The 17,903-nt window shown below is 63.1% G+C and carries 15 protein-coding genes; 6 read left to right on the forward strand and 9 right to left on the reverse strand.

Going from position 1 to position 17,903, the window contains the following annotated elements; genetic code table 11:
* Positions 1-42: 42 nt before the first annotated feature.
* The 5 genes from P9292_RS31645 to P9292_RS31665 all read right to left on the reverse strand — a co-directional run bounded on the left by P9292_RS31645 (position 43) and on the right by P9292_RS31665 (position 7,155).
* Positions 43-1,377, reverse strand: a complete 1,335-nt coding sequence (locus tag P9292_RS31645) for a hypothetical protein (RefSeq protein ID WP_309962906.1) — start codon at positions 1,375-1,377, stop codon at positions 43-45.
* Entirely contained in the window at positions 1,364-4,066 is a 2,703-nt protein-coding gene (gene mutS / locus P9292_RS31650; RefSeq protein ID WP_309962909.1) for a DNA mismatch repair protein MutS, read from the reverse strand. Before mutS ends, P9292_RS31645 begins: the two co-directional genes overlap by 14 nt.
* 213 nt (positions 4,067-4,279) lie before the next feature.
* Positions 4,280-4,648 (reverse strand): YqjD family protein, encoded by a 369-nt coding sequence (locus P9292_RS31655; RefSeq protein ID WP_244825565.1) that lies wholly within the window; start codon positions 4,646-4,648, stop codon positions 4,280-4,282.
* 177 nt (positions 4,649-4,825) lie between these two features.
* On the reverse strand, positions 4,826-6,124 hold the full coding sequence (gene lplT / locus P9292_RS31660) for a lysophospholipid transporter LplT (protein ID WP_309962911.1): 1,299 nt from the start codon (positions 6,122-6,124) through the stop codon (positions 4,826-4,828).
* Between the two features lie 227 nt (positions 6,125-6,351).
* On the reverse strand, positions 6,352-7,155 hold the full coding sequence (locus P9292_RS31665) for an inositol monophosphatase family protein (RefSeq protein ID WP_244825561.1): 804 nt from the start codon (positions 7,153-7,155) through the stop codon (positions 6,352-6,354).
* Positions 7,156-7,473: 318 nt separating this feature from the next.
* Here P9292_RS31665 and P9292_RS31670 point away from each other — a divergent pair, with 318 nt between their 5' ends.
* Both P9292_RS31670 and cysE read left to right on the forward strand, forming a co-directional pair.
* Complete coding sequence (locus tag P9292_RS31670; RefSeq protein WP_284503802.1) at positions 7,474-8,250, forward strand: RNA methyltransferase; 777 nt, start codon at positions 7,474-7,476, stop codon at positions 8,248-8,250.
* Positions 8,251-8,392: 142 nt separating this feature from the next.
* On the forward strand, positions 8,393-9,178 hold the full coding sequence (gene cysE, locus P9292_RS31675; protein ID WP_250525988.1) for a serine O-acetyltransferase: 786 nt from the start codon (positions 8,393-8,395) through the stop codon (positions 9,176-9,178).
* 98 nt (positions 9,179-9,276) lie between these two features.
* Here the strand turns inward: cysE and P9292_RS31680 are convergent, their stop codons facing one another.
* From P9292_RS31680 to P9292_RS31695, 4 genes are all read right to left on the reverse strand, one after another.
* Positions 9,277-10,086: a UDP-2,3-diacylglucosamine diphosphatase gene (locus P9292_RS31680; protein ID WP_250465168.1), complete on the reverse strand. Its 810-nt coding sequence runs from the start codon at positions 10,084-10,086 to the stop codon at positions 9,277-9,279.
* Between the two features lie 11 nt (positions 10,087-10,097).
* Positions 10,098-10,589: a peptidylprolyl isomerase gene (locus P9292_RS31685; RefSeq protein ID WP_244825556.1), complete on the reverse strand. Its 492-nt coding sequence runs from the start codon at positions 10,587-10,589 to the stop codon at positions 10,098-10,100.
* Positions 10,590-10,661: 72 nt separating this feature from the next.
* Positions 10,662-11,249: a peptidylprolyl isomerase gene (locus tag P9292_RS31690; RefSeq protein WP_244825554.1), complete on the reverse strand. Its 588-nt coding sequence runs from the start codon at positions 11,247-11,249 to the stop codon at positions 10,662-10,664.
* A gap of 136 nt (positions 11,250-11,385) precedes the next feature.
* The gene (locus P9292_RS31695) at positions 11,386-12,135 is read right to left on the reverse strand and encodes a M48 family metallopeptidase (RefSeq protein ID WP_250465167.1); all 750 of its coding nucleotides are present in this window, start codon (positions 12,133-12,135) and stop codon (positions 11,386-11,388) included.
* 595 nt (positions 12,136-12,730) lie between these two features.
* Between P9292_RS31695 and cysS the strand changes: the two genes are divergently transcribed.
* The 4 genes from cysS to tilS all read left to right on the forward strand — a co-directional run bounded on the left by cysS (position 12,731) and on the right by tilS (position 17,767).
* A complete protein-coding gene (gene cysS / locus P9292_RS31700) occupies positions 12,731-14,128 on the forward strand; it encodes a cysteine--tRNA ligase (protein WP_250465166.1) in 1,398 nt (465 codons plus the stop codon).
* 47 nt (positions 14,129-14,175) lie between these two features.
* Positions 14,176-15,240, forward strand: a complete 1,065-nt coding sequence (locus P9292_RS31705; protein ID WP_250525986.1) for a DNA-3-methyladenine glycosylase — start codon at positions 14,176-14,178, stop codon at positions 15,238-15,240.
* A gap of 118 nt (positions 15,241-15,358) precedes the next feature.
* Positions 15,359-16,330, forward strand: a complete 972-nt coding sequence (locus tag P9292_RS31710; RefSeq protein WP_244825547.1) for an acetyl-CoA carboxylase carboxyltransferase subunit alpha — start codon at positions 15,359-15,361, stop codon at positions 16,328-16,330.
* Between the two features lie 12 nt (positions 16,331-16,342).
* On the forward strand, positions 16,343-17,767 hold the full coding sequence (gene tilS / locus P9292_RS31715; protein ID WP_309843522.1) for a tRNA lysidine(34) synthetase TilS: 1,425 nt from the start codon (positions 16,343-16,345) through the stop codon (positions 17,765-17,767).
* Positions 17,768-17,903 lie beyond the last annotated feature (136 nt).

Raw genomic sequence — 17,903 nt, forward strand, 5'->3', positions numbered from 1 at the left:
TTGATGCAGTCCGAAAAGCGCAGCGCTTGCTGCGCTTTTTTTTTAATATCGATTGCTTTCGTTCGAGCCTTGAGGCGCTGCACCGTTCTGTACGCCCGATGCCGGCAATGGAAACAATGGCGGCATGGATTGCGGCGTGAAGACCGGTGGCAGGTCCGATGCAGGCGGCTGCGGTAAGGAAGGTGGCGCGGGCAACGGAGCGGGGAGGTCATCGCGCGGCAAGGCGGGCGGCGTGGTTGGCGGCACGATGGGCGCCGCATAAGAAGACGCACCCAGTGGTGCAGACGAACCGCTCGATTGCGCAGGTGCTTCGTTTTGCTGATCGTTGCTGTCGCGCTTGCGGACATCGCTCACGTTGCGCACGCGCAGCCGGAATGGCGGATGCCAAGAAGCATCGCTCTGAACTTCGAGCCACTGCGTCTGCGGTTTCTTCAACGCAATGGCAACCCGCGTGAGATTCGTCACCACCAATCCCTTGTCGTTGTGCAAGGGCTGATCGATATGAAAGCCGCTCGGCTCGCTGGCGTCGCCGCCATGAATGACGATCACCGGTCCGCGAAACGTCTCCGCCGCTTTCACGAGGCTGCGCTTCAGTTCGAGAAAGCCGTCGCGTACCGGGTTTGTGCGCGAAAAGCGCAGCCATGCAAAACGATCGCGCTTTTCATAGCGCGCGAAATCCGGATCGCCCTGCATGAGCACGACGAGCGCGCGCATGCCCGAACGTCGCGCCGATTCCGCCGCATGTTCGAGCCAGAACGTGGTCGCCACCGCGCGATCCTCGAACTCGCCGTTGCGCCCGCCGGCCGTCAGGTAGTGATTGTTCGGGCTCGGCGCATTGAGTCCGATGAACGCGACGCCGTTCGCTTGCCAACGCACGATCTCGCGGAATGAGCGAAAGCGCGCGACATCGCTTTCGCGTGCGAGCGTGAGCGGGTTCTGTCCAAGTGAGCCTGCATCGCCGAAAAATTGCTGACGGACGAAATCGAGCCGTTCGACCGGATCGTATGAGCCTGAGCGCGCCGAGCCGCAATCGGCCCAGTCGTGTTCGCCGAGCAGCATGATGAGCGGCGCGCGCGATGCATCGAGAAGATCGTGGCGCGACTGATACACGCTGTCGCGGCATGCTTCGGCCGGTCCCTTCAGATTTCCGTCATAGACGATGAACGCCAGATTCCGATCGCGGCCGATGGCATCGAGCATTTGCCGCACGGGCGCTTCGTCGGCGGGACGCGAAAGAGAATCGGCAATGACGGCGAAGGTCAGCGGCCCGTTGTCTTCGCCTTGAGCGTGGGCGTGCGTGAGCGCGGCACCAAGCAGTGCCGCCGCGCAGAACGCGCGCATTAGATTGCCCGCCGAGAGGCGCTCAACGCGCGTCATCCGCCGCGGACTTCGCCATGTCGTGCAATTCGAACAGCAGTTCGAGCGCATCGCGCGGACGCAACCCGTTCGGATCGAGTGAACGCAGCTTATCGAGTGCGGGATGCTCGGGCGGCGCGTGAACCGGCGATGCTTCCGGCTCGTCTTCATAATGGTAAGCCGGGCTCGCGAAGAGATCGTATTGCGGTGTCGGCTGGCCGATGGACTGCTGCTCCAGATGCGCGAGATGCTTGCGCGCCGCGCGGATCACCGCGGACGGCACGCCAGCCAGTTGCGCGACTTGCAGACCATAACTCTGATTGGCCGGACCTTCATTGACCGAATGCAGGAACACGATGCCATGATCGTGCTCGACGGCCAAAAGATGCACGTTGGCCGCCTGCGTAAACTCCGTGGGCAGTTGCGTGAGCTCGAAGTAGTGCGTGGCGAAGAGCGTGTAGCAGCCGTTATGCGTGAGCAGATGGCGCGCGATGGCCCATGCCAGCGCGAGGCCATCGAACGTGGACGTGCCGCGCCCGATTTCATCCATCAGCACGAGGCTGGACGCGCTCGCGTCGTTGAGAATGGCGGCTGCTTCGGTCATCTCCACCATGAACGTCGAGCGCCCGCCCGCGAGATCGTCCGCCGCACCGATTCGCGTGAAGATGCGGTCCAGCGCGCCGAAGCGTGCTCGCTTCGCCGGCACGTAGCTGCCGACGTGAGCCATGAGCGCGATCAACGCCGTTTGCCGCATGAAGGTGGACTTGCCGCCCATGTTCGGACCGGTGATGAGCAAGAGCTTGCGCTCTTGCGACAGGCAACAGTCGTTGGCGATGAATTGCTCGACCTGCGCCTCGACCACGGGATGCCGCCCTTGTTCGATATCGATGCCCGCACCCGCGGCGAACTCGGGCGCGACCCAGTCGAGCGCATGCGCGCGTTCGGCGAAAGCGCCGAGCAGATCCAGTTCGGCGAGCGCTGCCGCGACGCGCTGACAATCTGCAATGAATGGCAGCAGATTTTGCAAGAGCGCGTCGTAAAGCAAGCGTTCACGCGCGAGCGCCCGCTCTTGCGCCGAAAGCGCTTTGTCCTCGAAAGTCTTGAGTTCGGGCGTGATGTAGCGCTCGGCGTTCTTGAGCGTCTGCCGGCGCCGGTAGTCGTCGGGCACCTTGTCAGTCTGTCCGCGCGTGACTTCAATATAGAAGCCATGCACCTTGTTGAACTCGACGCGCAAATTGGTGATGCCGGTACGCGCGCGTTCGCGGGTTTCGAGATCGATCAGGAATTGATCGCAGTTCTCCGAAATGTCGCGCAACTCGTCGAGCTCCGTGTCGTGGCCGCGCGCGATTACGCCGCCGTCCCGGATCAGTGCGGCAGGCTCGGGCGCGATCGCGGCCGTGAGCAAATCGAGACACTCGCGCGGCGGTTCGAGCGCTTCGCCAATGCGCACGAGCGCCGTCGTCTGCGCGGGCACGGCTGCCACCAAGGCGCGCAGATCGGGCAGGGCGGCGAAGGTATCGCGCAGGCTCGACAGATCGCGCGGACGCGCCGACAACAGCGCAAGACGCCCCGTGATGCGTTCGATGTCCGAGATCTTGCGCAACGCGCTTCGCAACGCGTCGAGACCGCTCGCGGCGGGAGCATCGAGCAATGCGCCGATGGCATGCTGACGCGCCTGCGCAATCGACGTATCGCGCGGCGGATGATGCAGCCAATGACGCAACAGACGGCTGCCCATGGTCGTGCAGCAGGTATCGAGAAGCGAGAACAGTGTGGGCGATTCCGTGCCGCGCAACGTCTCGGTGAGTTCGAGATTGCGGCGCGTGGAAGGATCGAGCCCGATGTACTCCGACTCGTATTCCACCTTCAGGCTGCGCACGTGGCGCAACTGCTGGCCTTGCGTGGCGGCCGCGTAGATGAGCAGCGCACCCGCCGCGCCGCACGCGCAGGTGAGGGTCTGCGCGCCGAAGCCGTCGAGGCTCGCTACATCTAGTTGTTCGCCGAGACGCTTGGTGCCGGAGCTAACGTCGAAATGCCATGCGGGCACGCGCGTGGTCGCCGTGAGATTCGTCACGCCGAAGGAAGCGCGCGTGTCGGTGACGGTATCCGCGATAAGCGTTTCCGCCGGACGGATGCGTTCGAGCGCCGTGCTCACTTGCTCGGGCGCGACTTCCGCGAGCCGCAGCGCGCCGCTCGCGAGATTGAGCCACGCGAGGCCGACGCTCGTCACCACGCCGCGCCGGTTGTGCATGGGGCAGAGCGCAAGCAGATAGACGTCGCTTTTATCGGCGAGGAGCGCCGCGTCGGTCAGCGTGCCGGGCGTGACCACGCGCATGACCTTGCGTTCGACCGGTCCTTTCGATGTCGCCGGGTCGCCGATTTGCTCGCAGATCGCCACCGATTCGCCGAGCTTCACCAGCTTGGCGAGATATTGCTCGCATGCGTGATGCGGCACGCCCGCCATGCGGATTGGATTGCCGTTCGACGTGCCGCGTTGCGTGAGCGTGAGGTCGAGCAGGCGCGCGGCTTTCTCGGCATCGTCGAAAAAGAGCTCGTAGAAGTCGCCCATACGATAAAAGACGAGCGTGCCGGGATGCTCCGACTTGATGCGCAAGTACTGCTGCATCATGGGAGTGTGCTGCGCGATATCCGCCGGAAGCGCGGCCGCTGCATTGGAAGAAGGTTCGGGAGTTGCCGTTTGATTGCCCATCTTGCGTGCGGTAAGTGCAAAGACGCCGGGCGCAGCGTGCGTTCAGCCGCGCGCCAACTGATAGGGCATGAGTTTAACCTGTCGGGCACGTACGAGAGGAGTCGGCCGAACGGGCTAGGGTCGAGTACGTGCTCCAGCAGCCGATGAAATAACGAAGGCGCCGGACTCGCCGGCGCCTTCGTCAGACCCACGCAACGCTAAAAGCGCTGATCCTTATGCGCGTCCGGCCAGAAATCCGACCAGCAGCGCGAGACCCGCCACCGCGCCCAGCGTATGCCACGGCTTGTCGTGCACGAATTCGTCGGCGTAGCCTGCGGCATCGCCGAGCTTGCCTGTCAGTGCCGTACTCGCGCCGTCGATTTGCGAACGAGCGGTCTTGAGCTTCGATTGCAAGTCACGGCGCAGCTTGTCGCCGTCGATATCCTTGCCGCTCTGGATCGAGCTTTCGAGGTCATCGAGCAAACTGCGCAACTGGCTGCTGGCCGAATCGACCGCATCGCTCGCACCGCGCACGGCGCGCTGGCCCACGTTGGCTGCGCCATTGATTTTGCTGTCGAGCGTCGAACGTGTGAACAATCCCATTTCCTTGCTCCTTATTGACGTGCCGAAAAGAGTCGCACGACGCGAACCCGCATGTATTGCAGCGTGCCGCGTCTGATGCTCTGTCTACCAGGTTTTTCGCGGTTGCCCGCGACCGATTGCACAGGCCACTGGGCTTCGCGGCCTGGTACGAACCCAGGATACACTCGGTAGCAAGCTTCATTCCTCGACGAGCGCGCCGAGATCCACATCGCGTTCGTTTTGCGAATGGCGGCGCATGGCGAGCGCCATCATCACGCCGACGAACACGCCGAATATCACGATGATCCATTGCACCGGAACCTTGATCGTGAGGAGCAGCGCGTAGGAGCCGAGCATGGCTAGCACGGCGATGTTCTGATTGAAGTTCTGCACGGCGATGGACGCGCCGGCGGACAAAAGCGTGGCGCCCCGGTGCTGAAGAATCGCGTTCATCGGCACGATGAAAAAGCCCGCGAGGCCGCCGAGCGCGATCATCAGCGGATACGCCATCAGAATATAAGCGGGCGCGAAGAGCGGCCCGATATGCACGCCTGCATTGGCGGGGAACATGTCCTTGTTGTAGAAGGCCATGGCCACCGATACCGCGCCGATCAGCACGCCCACCGGCAGAACCTTGAGCGACTGCCGCAAGACGATCCATGCCGATGCCGCCGCCGCGCCTAGCGCAATGCCCACGCCCGTCACGCCCTGCAACACGGCCGCTTTGGAAAGCGAGAGGCCGAGATTGGCGTCGGCCCACTTGAGCACGAGCAGTTGCAGCGTAACGGCCGCGCCCCACAGGAGCGTCGTGACCCAGAGCGCGATCTGCGCGAGCTTGTCGGTCCAGAGCACGTTGAAACTGTGCGAGAAGTCGCCGACGAGACGCGTCGGCTGGTTCAGCGAATTCGGGTAGCGCGCGCCGGTATCGGGAATGAACGCGTTGATCGCGGCCGCCGACGCGTAGATCAGCATGACCGTGAACATCGCGGCGTGCGCGGCGGTGTGCATCAACGGCACGTGCGCGTTCTCGACCCAGCGCGCCACGACTTGGCTCACGAGCGCGCCGCCGATCACCGTGCCGAGGATGGTCGATCCGACCGTCGCCGATTCGAGCCACGCGTTCGCCGCGATGAGCTTTTGCGGCGGCAGCAGTTCGGTCAGGATGCCGTACTTCGCGGGCGAATAAGCGGCCGCGCCGAGGCCGACCACGCCGTATGCAATCATCGGATGCACGCCCGCGATCATCAGCGCGCAGCCCGCGGCTTTGAGCGCATTGGAGATGAACATCACGTGGCGCTTTTGCAGGGCATCGGCGAATGCACCGACGAAAGGCGCGAGCACCACATACGACACCGTGAAAAAGATCTGAAGCAGCGGCGTGACCCACGGCGCCGATTGCACGACGGCAAGCATGGCGATCGCGGCGATCAAAAGCGCGTTGTCCGCCAGCGACGAGACGAACTGCGCGGCAATGATCGTGTAGAAGCCTTTTTTCATGGCAAAACGAGAGTTGGCGCGCGTCGTGCGGCGCGCGCCGGGGTGTGTTCGGGGGAAACGGACAGCCAAGGAGCGTGCTGTGGCGCTTGAACCTTGCCGCGTGTGCGAAAGATTGCACTGTATCGGAGCGGCGGATTCGATGCAGGAAGTGATGCAGCGTGGCGATCGAAGAACGAGGAAAACGCTAGGCGGGCACGCTCGCGCGTGCCCGCCGACCCAAACGCCCCTTACTCTCCCGTCAACCGCGTGCGCGAATGCGGATCGAGCACCTTGATCATCTGCGCGTACACCTTCGGATTGGCCGCGACGATCTCGTTCTGGAACAGGAAATCCGATTCGCCCGTGTAGTTGCCGACGAGACCGCCCGCCTCCGTGACGAGCAGACTGCCGGCAGCCACGTCCCACGGATGAATGCCTTGCTCGAAGAAGCCGTCGAGACGGCCCGCCGCGACATTGGCGAGATCGAGCGCCGCCGCGCCCGGACGACGCAGGCCCGCGCACGACAAGGTCATTTCGCTGAAAAGGCGCATATAGCCGTTCAGGCCCTGGCCGTCACGGAACGGAAAGCCCGTGCCGATGAGCGCATCCGAAAGACGATCCAGCTTGCCCACGCGAATGCGACGCTCGTTCAGATACGCGCCACGGCCGCGCGATGCCGTGAAGAGGTCGTTACGCGTCGGGTCGTAGATCACGGACTGCGTCACGATGCCCTTGTGCACGAGCGCGATCGACACGCAGTAATACTGGAAACCGTGGATAAAGTTCGTGGTGCCGTCGAGCGGGTCGATGATCCACTGGAACTCGGAGTCGCGATCGTCCTTGCCGGATTCTTCGGCAAGAATGGAGTGATCGGGATAAGCGGTGTGCAGCGTCTCGATGATGGCGGCTTCGGACGCCTTGTCGACTTCCGTCACGAAGTCGTTGTGCTGCTTCTTGCTGATCTGGATACGGTCCAGGTCCAGCGATGCGCGGTTGATGATCTGTCCGGCGCGGCGCGCGGCCTTGACAGCGATATTGAGCATCGGATGCATGAGCGAAATCCTTTGACCGCCGTGCACGGGCAAGAACCGCGAGCAGGCGAATTAAATGAGCGACAACGACTTTGTCGACGAAAGACGAATTGGATAAGAGCGGGGCGCGGCGCCAGGCAAAGTTGAAGAGGCGAAACGCAAGCGCGCTATTTTACCCGAAACGCGCCTTTTGGCCGCGCGCGCGAACCAAAAAGCCGCCAACATCGCCGACAATCGCTAACATAGCGGACTGTGTGCACCCGTTCGCCATCGATGCGCGACGAGACGCAATACCGACGCGCACGAACCATTCAGCAACACGCAAAGCACCATTCATCCTTGGACACCAACCAATTCATCGCGCCCGCGGGCGGCTTCACGTCGACCCGTTTCATCCTCGTCGAGCCGAGTCATCCTGGCAATGTCGGCGCGGCGGCGCGCGCGCTCAAGACCATGGGCTTCGCGCGCCTCGTGCTGGTCGCGCCGCGAGTGGCCGACGTCAAGAACGAACCCGAAGCCATCGCGATGGCAAGCGGCGCCGACGACGTGCTTGCGAGCGCCCATGTCGTCGATACGCTCGCCGATGCGCTCGTCGGCGTGCGCTGGTCCGTCGCGCTCACGGCGCGCATGCGCGAGTACGGTCCGCCGCAGATGCCGCCACGCGCACTCGCCGAACGCGCGCACGAACTCGTGCGGCATGGCGACATCGCGCTCGTGTTCGGCAACGAGCGCACGGGCTTGTCCAACGCGGATGTCGAGCGTTGCAGCGCGCTTGCCCATATCCCGGCGAATCCGGCGTATAGCTCGCTCAATCTGGCGCAGGCGGTGCAGGTCCTCGCCTACGAATTGCGCGTCGCGTTTCAGGAGCCCGCGTCCGAACTCACGCTCGTCGAGCCGGCCGCGCACGTCGCGGGTGCATCGAGCGATGAGATCGAAGGCATGTACGCGCATTTCGAAGAAGCGCTCGTCGCGCTCGACTTTCTGGATCCCGCCAATCCGAAGAAGCTGATGTCGCGCGTGCGGCGGCTCTTCGCGCGCTCGGGACTCGAGCACGAGGAAGTGAATATCCTGCGCGGCATCGCCAAACATATTCTCGCGCGCGTCAAAAAACCCTGAACGCGATGTGGCTGCAAGCAACCGTGCTTGCAGCGGGGACAATCGTGCAGAGTTCGTCCGAGTGACTCTACAATCGCCAAAAATATAAGCTTTGCGCGCGCGGTCATTTGGGCTTCGCGCCTGACCCCATCGAGATCACGACATGTTCCAACGACTTCGCGAAGATATCGCCGCCATCCGCGAGCGCGATCCCGCCGCTCGCAGCGCCGTTGAAGTCGTGACGTGCTATCCCGGCCTGCATGCCATCGTGCTGCATCGTTTCGCGCATGCTTGCTGGCGCGCGCAGTGGCGCTGGCTCGCGCGTTTCGTCTCGCAGATGGCGCGCTTTCTCACTGGCATCGAGATTCATCCGGGCGCGACGCTCGGCAGGCGCGTGTTCATCGATCACGGCATGGGCGTGGTGATCGGCGAGACGGCCGAGATTGGCGACGACTGCACGATCTATCAGGGCGTGACGCTTGGCGGTACGTCGCTCACGCGCGGCGCGAAACGGCATCCCACGCTGGGGCGCGGCGTGATCGTCGGCGCGGGCGCGAAGGTGCTCGGCGGCTTTACGGTCGGCGCGGGGGCGAAGATCGGTTCGAACGCGGTCGTCGTGAAGCCGGTTCCGGCGGGCGGCACGGCGGTGGGCAATCCGGCGCGCATCGTGATGCCGGCGGTGCAGCGGCCAAAGGAAACCGCGCGTGAAGGCTTTTGCGCTTACGGCATCACGCCGAACGCGGACGATCCGGTGTCGCTGGCCATTCACGGTTTGATCGATCACGCATCGACGCAAACGCAGCGTGTCGATGAAATCGTCGCCGCGCTCGAACGTCTGGGCGCGCGCGTGGAAGCGCTCAATGGTGCCGGCGGAGCGGGGCTCGTGGACTTGAAGCGCTTGTGCGCGTCGATGGAAGGGAAGGTGGAAAGCGAACTCGCGCAGCGGTAATTTTTTGTGCCGTTGCGGCGCGTGAAACCGTGAGTGCAGTACGAAATTCGCGCTCGCACGGCAACGGTTGCGGCGAACCCAAGAGTCATGCACCAGAACTACAACGGCAGCGCGCGAATCCCTTCCTCGTCGATCCGCAGATACCCGCCGCGCGGTTCATCCATATCCAGTTCCCAATCCGGCAACACCCAGCGCGCGCCTTCCACTTCCCGATGCATCGCCGGACGATGCGTATGTCCGTGGATCATCGTATGCGTGCGGCTGCGGATGAAAAGCTCCGACACCGCCTTGCGCGTCACGTCGTATTTCGGCGATTCGCCCTGCATGCGCGCGCCCTCGCTGTTCGTGCGCATGCGCTGCCCGATGCCGAGCCGCGTCTTCAGCGGCAACGCGAGAAACGCGCGCTGCGCGAACGGATTGCGCGCAAAGCGCCGAAAGCGCTGATAACCGGGATCGGCGGTGCAGAGCGCGTCGCCATGCGCGAGGACGATGCGCGTGCCGAACGCGGTCATGGTGAACGGATCGGGCAACGGAAGTGCGCCGGCTTCCTTCATGAAGCGCTTGCCGAGCAGAAAGTCGCGATTGCCATGCATGACATATAACGCGATGCCGCGCTCGGTGAGCGTATGCAAAAGCTTCGTCATGCGGCGCGCGAAGCGGGCGCGCTCGTCGGCGACGGCGTCATCCAGGATATCGTCGCCGACCCAAAATTCGAACAAGTCGCCGAGGATGAAAACCGAGTCCGCGCCGCTCGCCGTGACTTCGATGAAATGCTCGAACGCGGCGACCGTCTTTGGAATCGCCTCGCTCAAGTGCAGGTCGGAAATGAAAAACAGCGGGCGCGCGTTGTGCGCTGCGCCCGCTGCTTTTTGCGCGACCTCTTGCCTGAAAGACTTCGTGTCGATCATGCGTGCCGTGTTCAGACCACCACGGCCTTTTCGATCACGACGTCGTCCACCGGCACGTCCTGATGAAAGCCCTTCGAGCCGGTCTTGACCTTCTTGATCTTCTCCACCACGTCGAGACCTTCGACCACGCGGCCGAACACGGTGTAGCCCCAGCCCTGCGGCGTCGGCGACGAATGGTTCAGGAAGTCGTTGTCCTTCACGTTGATGAAGAACTGCGCGGTTGCCGAATGCGGGTCGTTCGTGCGCGCCATGGCAACCGTGCCGTTGTCGTTCGTGAGGCCGTTGTTGGCTTCGTTGTCGATGGGGGCATCGGTCGGCTTTTGCTTCATGCCCGGCTCGAAGCCGCCGCCCTGAATCATGAAGCCGTCGATTACACGGTGGAACACGGTGTTGTCGTAATGACCCTTCTTCACGTAGTTGAGGAAGTTCTCAACCGACTTCGGCGCCTTTTCAGCGTCCAGTTCGATCTTGATGACGCCGTGGTTCGTATGCAGTTCGACCATGATGATTTCTCCGGTATGTTGATGATTGACGATGGGCAGCGTTCACCGAACGAACGCTGCCGGGTTGTGCGTTTATTGCGAGACCACGGTAGCCGACTCGATCACGGTCGGCTTTTGCGGCACGTCCTGCATTGGGCCGCGCGTGGTGGTCGGGCTCGCTTCGATCTTCTTCACGACATCCATGCCCGAGACGATCTTGCCGAACACGGCATAACCGTTGCCGTCGGGATTCGGGAAGTCGAGTCCTGCATTATCGACCGTATTGATGAAGAACTGCGCCGTGGCGGAATTCGGGTCGCTGGTGCGCGCCATGGCGAGCGTGCCCGTCGTGTTCTTCAGGCCGTTCTTGCTTTCGAGCGCGATGGGCGCGCGCGTGGGCTTCTCGGCGAAACTCGTGCTATAGCCGCCGCCCTGGATCATGAAACCCGGAATCACGCGATGAAAGATCGTGCCCGAGTATTGACCGGACTTCACATAGTCCAGGAAGTTCGCGACCGTCTTCGGCGCCTTCTCCGGATACAGCTCGACCTTGAAGTCACCTTGCGAGGTATGGAACAGCACGGTCGGATGCGCGCCCGTTGCGGATTGCGCCGCCTGTGCGTAGGCGGGCGCGGTAGCGATCAGGGCAGCGCTGGTAAGCCCCAGCATCAGCAATTTCATGAAGGATCGGTCCTCGGGTGATGAATGCAAACGAATGCAGATAAGCAGCCGCAATCGCGGCCGACCGACAGCTTACCGCCTGCACGCGCGAGTGCGCCAATTAGCCTTGTCCGACGCCGCGCCGTGGTCGCGTGTCTCAAGGCTGCGTCTGCGGCGCGACGTAAGGCGCGGTCGGGAACGGCCCGGTTGCGCCGCCGTACGGCGAGTAAGAATCGGGTGAGGGCATGGTCGACAGGCCGGTGCCGCTGTCGGTGCTGCCCGAGCCTTGCGCGGGCGCCCATTCACCCGATGGCGATTGCGGCGCCGTCGTGGCGCGCGTGCCCGAGGCGCCATTCGCCGCAACGCCGCGACGAACCGGTGGCGGCGTGATGATGTTCTGAATGGCCGTCACGCGCTGACGCGTGAGCGGACTCGTCGAGCCGAGCGATTGCGCGCGTTTGTACGATTCGCTCGCGAGCCGCAGATAAAGATCGCCGAGATTGTCGTATGCGAGCGCGTAGCCCGGGTTCGCCTTGACCGCCGTTTCGAGCGCGGCGCGCGCTTCTTCGTAGCGGCCTTTCTTGGCGTAGAGCGCGGCGAGGTTGTTATACGGCTCGGGCAGTTCGGGATACGCCTGCGTGAGCTCGGTGAAGGCCACGATGGCGTCGTCGTCGCGATTCAGGCGCGCAAGCACGGTGCCGCGCTTGAACTTCGCCTGCACGTCGGTCGGATTGGTGGCGATGCGCGCATCGAGTTGCTTGAGCGCGGCGTTCCAGTCTTGTCCGGCGATGGTCGAGTCGATCTGCGGCGTGCCGTCGGTGGTGGATTTCGCGAGCTGCGCGAACGCCGTGGTCGAGATGCCGACCGAAGCCGCCATGCCGATGACCGCGATCGCGCCGGCACGCATGAGCGTGTTCCTCGCGATGTTGCGGGAAAGAGAGAAGAGGTGCGAAGGCATGCGCGCGCGAGCGTGAGTCACTTGGAATCGATTCAAGGAATGAGGCAGCGAAGGGATCATAACCGGGCTTGATGGATGAGCGGCCGGCAAGCGGCCGGCAAGCGGACAACCAGGTGTCGAAGCAAGTCAGCGAAGCATGCGGCAACTTGGCCGACAAGCCCGCCGCAAAAGGCCTCGGGCATGGCTCGAGCGTCACGCGCGAAGTCCGTCGCGCGGCACGCCGGGCACTTCATGGGCACAGGCCCCGGTGTTATACTCCGACCCATTCTAACAAAAGGTCCGTACGTTTCGCGCACGCGCCGGCTGCTTGCAGCTATCCTTTGCAAGTGCATGTGTTGCCCGGTGTATCTAAGCAGCGTTGCGAGGCATCGGACTCGTTGGACTTTCTTGTTGGACTTTCCTTTTCAGCCACTCGTGGCCGTCTTCGTTCTGGTCGCATGACCGTCGTGTCGCTTTCGCGAGTGCGCCTTGGCCGTAAAGCCCGCATCGACACGCCGCATGCAATGCCATGCACGAATGTTCCGGGTTCACGCACTGTCTCTTTATGAATTCGCTGCGCATCTACAACACGCTCGCGCGTGACAAGCAATCCTTCACGCCGCTTCGCGCTGGCGAGGTACGCATGTACGTCTGCGGAATGACGGTGTATGACTATTGTCACATCGGCCATGCGCGCGTGATGGTGGTGTTCGACATCGTGCAGCGCTGGCTGCGCACGCTCGGCTATAAAGTCACGTACGTGCGCAACATCACGGACATCGACGACAAGATCATTCGTCGCGCGGTGGACAACGGCGAGCCCATCAAGGCGCTCACCACGCGCTTCATCGCGGCCATGCACGAAGATGCCGATGCGCTCGGCGTCGCGCGTCCGGACCTCGAGCCGCGCGCAACCGACTTCATTGCGCAGATGCTCGGCATGATCGATGCATTGCAGGCGAACGGCTATGCCTATCACGCGAAAGACGGCGACGTGAACTACGCCGTGCGCAAGTTCGCTGACTACGGCAAGCTGTCGGGCAAGTCCATCGAAGACTTGCGCGCGGGCGAGCGCGTCGCCACCAACGACGCGAAGGAAGATCCGCTCGACTTCGTGTTGTGGAAGCAGGCAAAGGCCGGCGAGCCACAGGACTCGGGCTGGGACTCGAAGTGGGGACGCGGGCGTCCAGGCTGGCACATCGAGTGTTCGGCCATGGGCTGCAGCTTGCTTGGCGACCGGTTCGACATTCATGGCGGCGGCCAGGACTTGCAGTTCCCGCACCACGAGAACGAGATCGCGCAGAGCGAAGGCGCGACCGGGCAGACGTTCGTGAACTACTGGATGCACAACGGCTATGTGCAGATCGACAACGAGAAGATGTCGAAGTCGCTTGGCAACTTCTTCACCATTCGCGAAGTCCTTGAAAAATTTGATGCCGAAGTGGTGCGTTTCTTTATTGCACGGGCACACTATCGGTCGCCGCTGAACTACAGCGACGTGCATATCGACGATGCCAAGAACGCATTGACTCGCCTCTATACGGCGTTGAAAGATGTCGAGCCGGACAATCGGCAACTTGACTGGAACGAGGCGAACGCGCAGCGTTTCCAGTCTGCGATGAACGACGACTTCAACACGCCCGTGGCGGTCTCGGTGCTGTTCGATCTCGCGAGCGAAGTGAACCGCACACGCGACACTTCTCTCGCGCGCCAGCTCAAGGGTCTCGCCGGCGTGCTGGGTCTGCTCGGCCGTGAGCCGCGCGCTTTCCTGCAGCAAGCAGGCGGCGCGGCTTCGACCGAAGGCCTCGCGCCGCAAGAGATCGAAGCGAAGATCGCCGAACGCGTTGCCGCGAAGCAGGCAAGGAACTATGCCGAAGCAGACCGTATTCGGGCCGAATTGCTCGAAGCCGGTATTGCGCTTGAAGACAAACCGGGTGGGTCGACCGAATGGCGCCGCGTGTGAACGCAGCCCTTCATACCCTCTGATCGACTCACCAGGCAGGAGGCACGATGGCAACGGCCAGGAAGACGCCGGTCAAGCGACCCGCGTCTGTCAGGAATGCATCGCCCGCGACGAAGCGAACGCGCGGCGAGCAAGCGACGACAAGCACGCTCAAGAGTGATGGTGCACGAGCTTCGGCTCAGAAGGCAGTCAAGCGCGCGGCACTCAAACGTAGCGACGGCACGCGTCTGAACGGCGTAAGCCGTGAGGACGTAAAAGCGGATGCAAAGACGGACACGAAAGCGATCCGCGCAGCCGCGCGCGTGACGAAAACGCGCAGCGAGGAAGCGGAAGCGTCGCCCGTCAAGGCGAACGGACGCGCGCATGCCGGCGATGCCACGAACGCGCAAGCGCTCGTCGCCGACAAGGAGCGCGGTGAAGTCGTGCGCAAGTCGCGCGTCGTCACGGCGGATGCCGAGGTGCCCGTGCAGATCGGCGGACTCACGCGCGAAGTCGTGCGTCCCGATTACTGGGACAAAGCGTGCGCCGACCTGATGAAGCGCGACCGCATCCTCAAGAAACTCATTCCGAAGTTCGGCCAGATGCATCTCGTGAATCTGGGCGATCCCTTCTCGACGCTCGCGCGTTCGGTTGCTGGCCAGCAGATTTCGGTGAAGGCCGCGCAAGCCATTTGGGAGCGCGTGAAGGGCGCTTGTCCGGATGTCGTGCCGGCGCGTTTCATCAAGCTCGGCCCGGAGAAGCTTCAGGCGTGCGGCTTGTCCAAACGCAAGACGGAGTACATTCTCGATCTCGCGCAGCACTTCGTATCGGGCGCGTTGCACGTGGATACCTGGGCGTCGATGGACGACGAAGCCGTGATCGCCGAACTCACGCAGATTCGCGGTATCGGCCGGTGGACGGCGGAGATGTTCCTCATCTTCAACCTGGCACGCCCGGACGTTTTGCCGCTCGACGACCTCGGTCTGATTCAGGCGATCAGCGTCAACTACTTCAGCGGCGAACCTGTCACGCGCAGTGAAGCGCGCGAAGTGGCTGCTAACTGGGAGCCGTGGCGCACGGTTGCAACGTGGTACATGTGGCGCAGTCTCAATCCGATTCCCGCGGACCATTAAGAACCGACTAAAAGATTGGCGAACTATCGTTGATTTATAATCGATAGTTCCCGCGCGCATTTATCAGGGACGGACGCGGTTAAAATACGCCCTGCCCGATGTTCTAGGACTCGAACACATGAAGACCACGTTTCTGGATTTCGAGCAGCCGATCGCTGAACTCGAAGCGAAGATCGAAGAACTCCGCTTCGTTCAGGACGATTCCGCTGTCGATATTTCGGAAGAAATCGAGCGGCTGTCGAAAAAGAGCCAGCAGCTCACCAAAGATCTGTACGCGAATCTGTCGCCGTGGCAGGTATCGCAAATCGCGCGGCACCCGCAGCGTCCGTACACGCTCGACTACGTGAACGAGCTGTTCACGGACTTCCATGAATTGCATGGCGATCGTTCCTATGCGGACGATCTCGCCATCGTCGGCGGTTTTGCGCGTTTCAATGGCCAGCCGTGCATGGTGATCGGCCATCAGAAGGGTCGCGACACCAAGGAGCGCGCGTTGCGCAACTTCGGCATGCCGCGCCCGGAAGGGTATCGCAAGGCCGAGCGCCTCATGCGTCTCGCCGAGAAGTTCAATCTGCCCATCTTCACTTTCGTCGATACACCCGGCGCGTATCCCGGCATCGGCGCGGAGGAACGCGGGCAGTCGGAAGCCATCGGGCGCAATCTCTACGTCATGGCGGAGTTGAAGACGCCGATCATCACGACGATCATCGGCGAGGGCGGTTCGGGCGGCGCGCTTGCCATCGCCGTGGCCGACACCGTCATGATGCTGCAATTCTCCACGTACTCGGTCATCTCGCCGGAAGGCTGCGCGTCGATCTTGTGGAAGAGCGCGGCCAAGGCGCCGGAAGCCGCGGAAGCGCTCGGGCTCACGGCGCATCGGTTGAAGGCGCTGGGTCTCATCGACAAGATCGTGAACGAACCGCTCGGCGGCGCGCATCGCGACCCCAAGGGCATGGCGGCGCTTTTGCGTCGCGCGCTTGCCGATTCCCTGCGCCAGTTCCAGGGCATGAGCGTGCAGGATCTGCGCGAGCGCCGCTTCGACAAGCTGATGGCGTACGGCAAGTTCAAGGAAACGCTGCCGGGCGCGTGATCCGCGTTCCTCATGGCGAACTTCGACACTGAAACCCCGGCCGGCCGCCTCGTCATCGAGGCGTTGCGCGGCGCTTTGTCGGAGGCGGCGCTGCCCGCCGACTCGCTGCTGGCCGTCGCGCTCAGCGGCGGTCTCGACTCCACGGTTCTCCTCGATGCCGCCGTGCGCTGCTTCGGCGCATCGCGCGTGATCGCGCTGCATATCCATCACGGCCTGAGCCCTAACGCGGATGCGTGGGTATCGCATTGCGAGGCGCTGGCTGCCTCGCTCGATGTACGTTATGCGTCGCGTCATGTCGATGTCGTCCGCATGGGCGGCGAGAGTCTCGAAGCGGCCGCGCGCGATGCGCGTTATCGCGCGCTCGACGATCTCTGCGACGAGCAAGGCGCGGCGGCGCTTCTGATCGCGCATCACGCCGACGATCAGGCCGAAACCGTGCTGCTGCAATTGCTGCGCGGCGCGGGCGTCGCGGGCCTCGCGGCGATGGCGCCGCAGCGTCTTCACGCAAGCGAGGTGCTGCGTCTGCGTCCGTTGTTGCGGCTGCTGCGCGCGCAACTCGAGCAATACGCGCATGAGCGCGACCTGAGCTGGATCGAGGACGAATCCAACGCCGATACGCGTTATGCGCGCAACGCGCTGCGGCATGACGTGCTGCCGGTGCTCGCCGTGCATTTCCCCGGCTTTCGCGATGCGCTCGCGCGCACGGCGTCGCATGCCGCTTCGGCGCAACGCTTGCTCGACGAGCTGGCGGGCATCGACATGGAAAAGGCGCGGCACGCGGAAGAAGGCGCGCTCGCGCTCAATGCGCTGCTCGCACTCGACGACGAACGCGCGACCAATCTGCTGCGTTATTGGATGCGAGATCGCGGCTTGCAGGCGGCATCCACCGCGCGTGTCGCGGACATTCTGCGTCAACTGCACGCAGCCGCCGACGCGCGCGACGGGCACGCGCTTCGTATCGATCATGTGGGACACGCGCTGCGGGTTTATCGCAATGCGTTGTTCTGGGAGAAGGCCGACAGCGCCGATGCACCCGATCTCGACGACGGTCCGAGTCAAGCGAGAGCATTGGTCGAACTGCGCTGGCAGGGCGAGGAAGTCTGGCGCTTGCCGCAGTGGCGCGGGTCGCTGGTGTTCGAGCCTGCCGCCGAACCGGGCGATGACGTCATCGCCGAAAGCGTGTTGCGCGCCGCGCCGTTGAGCGCGCGTTCACGCGCGGGCGGCGAGCGTTTGCGCGTTGCATCCGATGCACCTAGCCGCACGCTCAAGAATCTCTTCCAGGAGCGCGGCGTGCCAGCGTGGAAGCGCGATGTGCCGCTCATCTTCATCGGCGCGTTGCTGATGTTCGTGCCGCTCGTCGGCGTGAATCGCGAAGTCGAAAACGCGAAGGGGCCGTGGCGGCGGTTGATCTGGCGGCCGGATTTGTTGATCGCCTGAGGGGTGCGGTGTCCGCCTGGCAACGAGTTTCTAATACAGGAGGGCAGCAACTTGCGCACACCTCTTTTCGGGATGCTCCGCTGCAAACCCGTTAAAATAGACGCCCAGCCGCTTCATCTTGTAATTTCGGCTTCGA

Origin of the sequence: Caballeronia sp. LZ001 (assembly GCF_031450875.1) — a bacterium.
In the GTDB taxonomy this organism is placed as follows: domain Bacteria; phylum Pseudomonadota; class Gammaproteobacteria; order Burkholderiales; family Burkholderiaceae; genus Caballeronia.

Excerpts from the sequence above, each read along its gene's own strand:
- P9292_RS31655 (WP_244825565.1), bottom strand. The coding sequence starts at position 4,648 with ATGGGATTGTTCACACGTTCGACGCTCGACAGCAAAATCAATGGCGCA.
- tilS (WP_309843522.1), top strand. The coding sequence starts at position 16,343 with ATGGCGAACTTCGACACTGAAACCCCGGCCGGCCGCCTCGTCATCGAG.
- P9292_RS31685 (WP_244825556.1), bottom strand. The coding sequence starts at position 10,589 with ATGGTCGAACTGCATACGAACCACGGCGTCATCAAGATCGAACTGGAC.
- P9292_RS31710 (WP_244825547.1), top strand. The coding sequence starts at position 15,359 with ATGAAGACCACGTTTCTGGATTTCGAGCAGCCGATCGCTGAACTCGAA.
- cysE (WP_250525988.1), top strand. The coding sequence starts at position 8,393 with ATGTTCCAACGACTTCGCGAAGATATCGCCGCCATCCGCGAGCGCGAT.
- mutS (WP_309962909.1), bottom strand. The coding sequence starts at position 4,066 with ATGGGCAATCAAACGGCAACTCCCGAACCTTCTTCCAATGCAGCGGCC.
- P9292_RS31695 (WP_250465167.1), bottom strand. The coding sequence starts at position 12,135 with ATGCGTGCCGGCGCGATCGCGGTCATCGGCATGGCGGCTTCGGTCGGC.
- cysS (WP_250465166.1), top strand. The coding sequence starts at position 12,731 with ATGAATTCGCTGCGCATCTACAACACGCTCGCGCGTGACAAGCAATCC.
- P9292_RS31705 (WP_250525986.1), top strand. The coding sequence starts at position 14,176 with ATGGCAACGGCCAGGAAGACGCCGGTCAAGCGACCCGCGTCTGTCAGG.
- P9292_RS31645 (WP_309962906.1), bottom strand. The coding sequence starts at position 1,377 with ATGACGCGCGTTGAGCGCCTCTCGGCGGGCAATCTAATGCGCGCGTTC.
- P9292_RS31680 (WP_250465168.1), bottom strand. The coding sequence starts at position 10,086 with ATGATCGACACGAAGTCTTTCAGGCAAGAGGTCGCGCAAAAAGCAGCG.
- lplT (WP_309962911.1), bottom strand. The coding sequence starts at position 6,124 with ATGAAAAAAGGCTTCTACACGATCATTGCCGCGCAGTTCGTCTCGTCG.
- P9292_RS31665 (WP_244825561.1), bottom strand. The coding sequence starts at position 7,155 with ATGCATCCGATGCTCAATATCGCTGTCAAGGCCGCGCGCCGCGCCGGA.
- P9292_RS31690 (WP_244825554.1), bottom strand. The coding sequence starts at position 11,249 with ATGAAATTGCTGATGCTGGGGCTTACCAGCGCTGCCCTGATCGCTACC.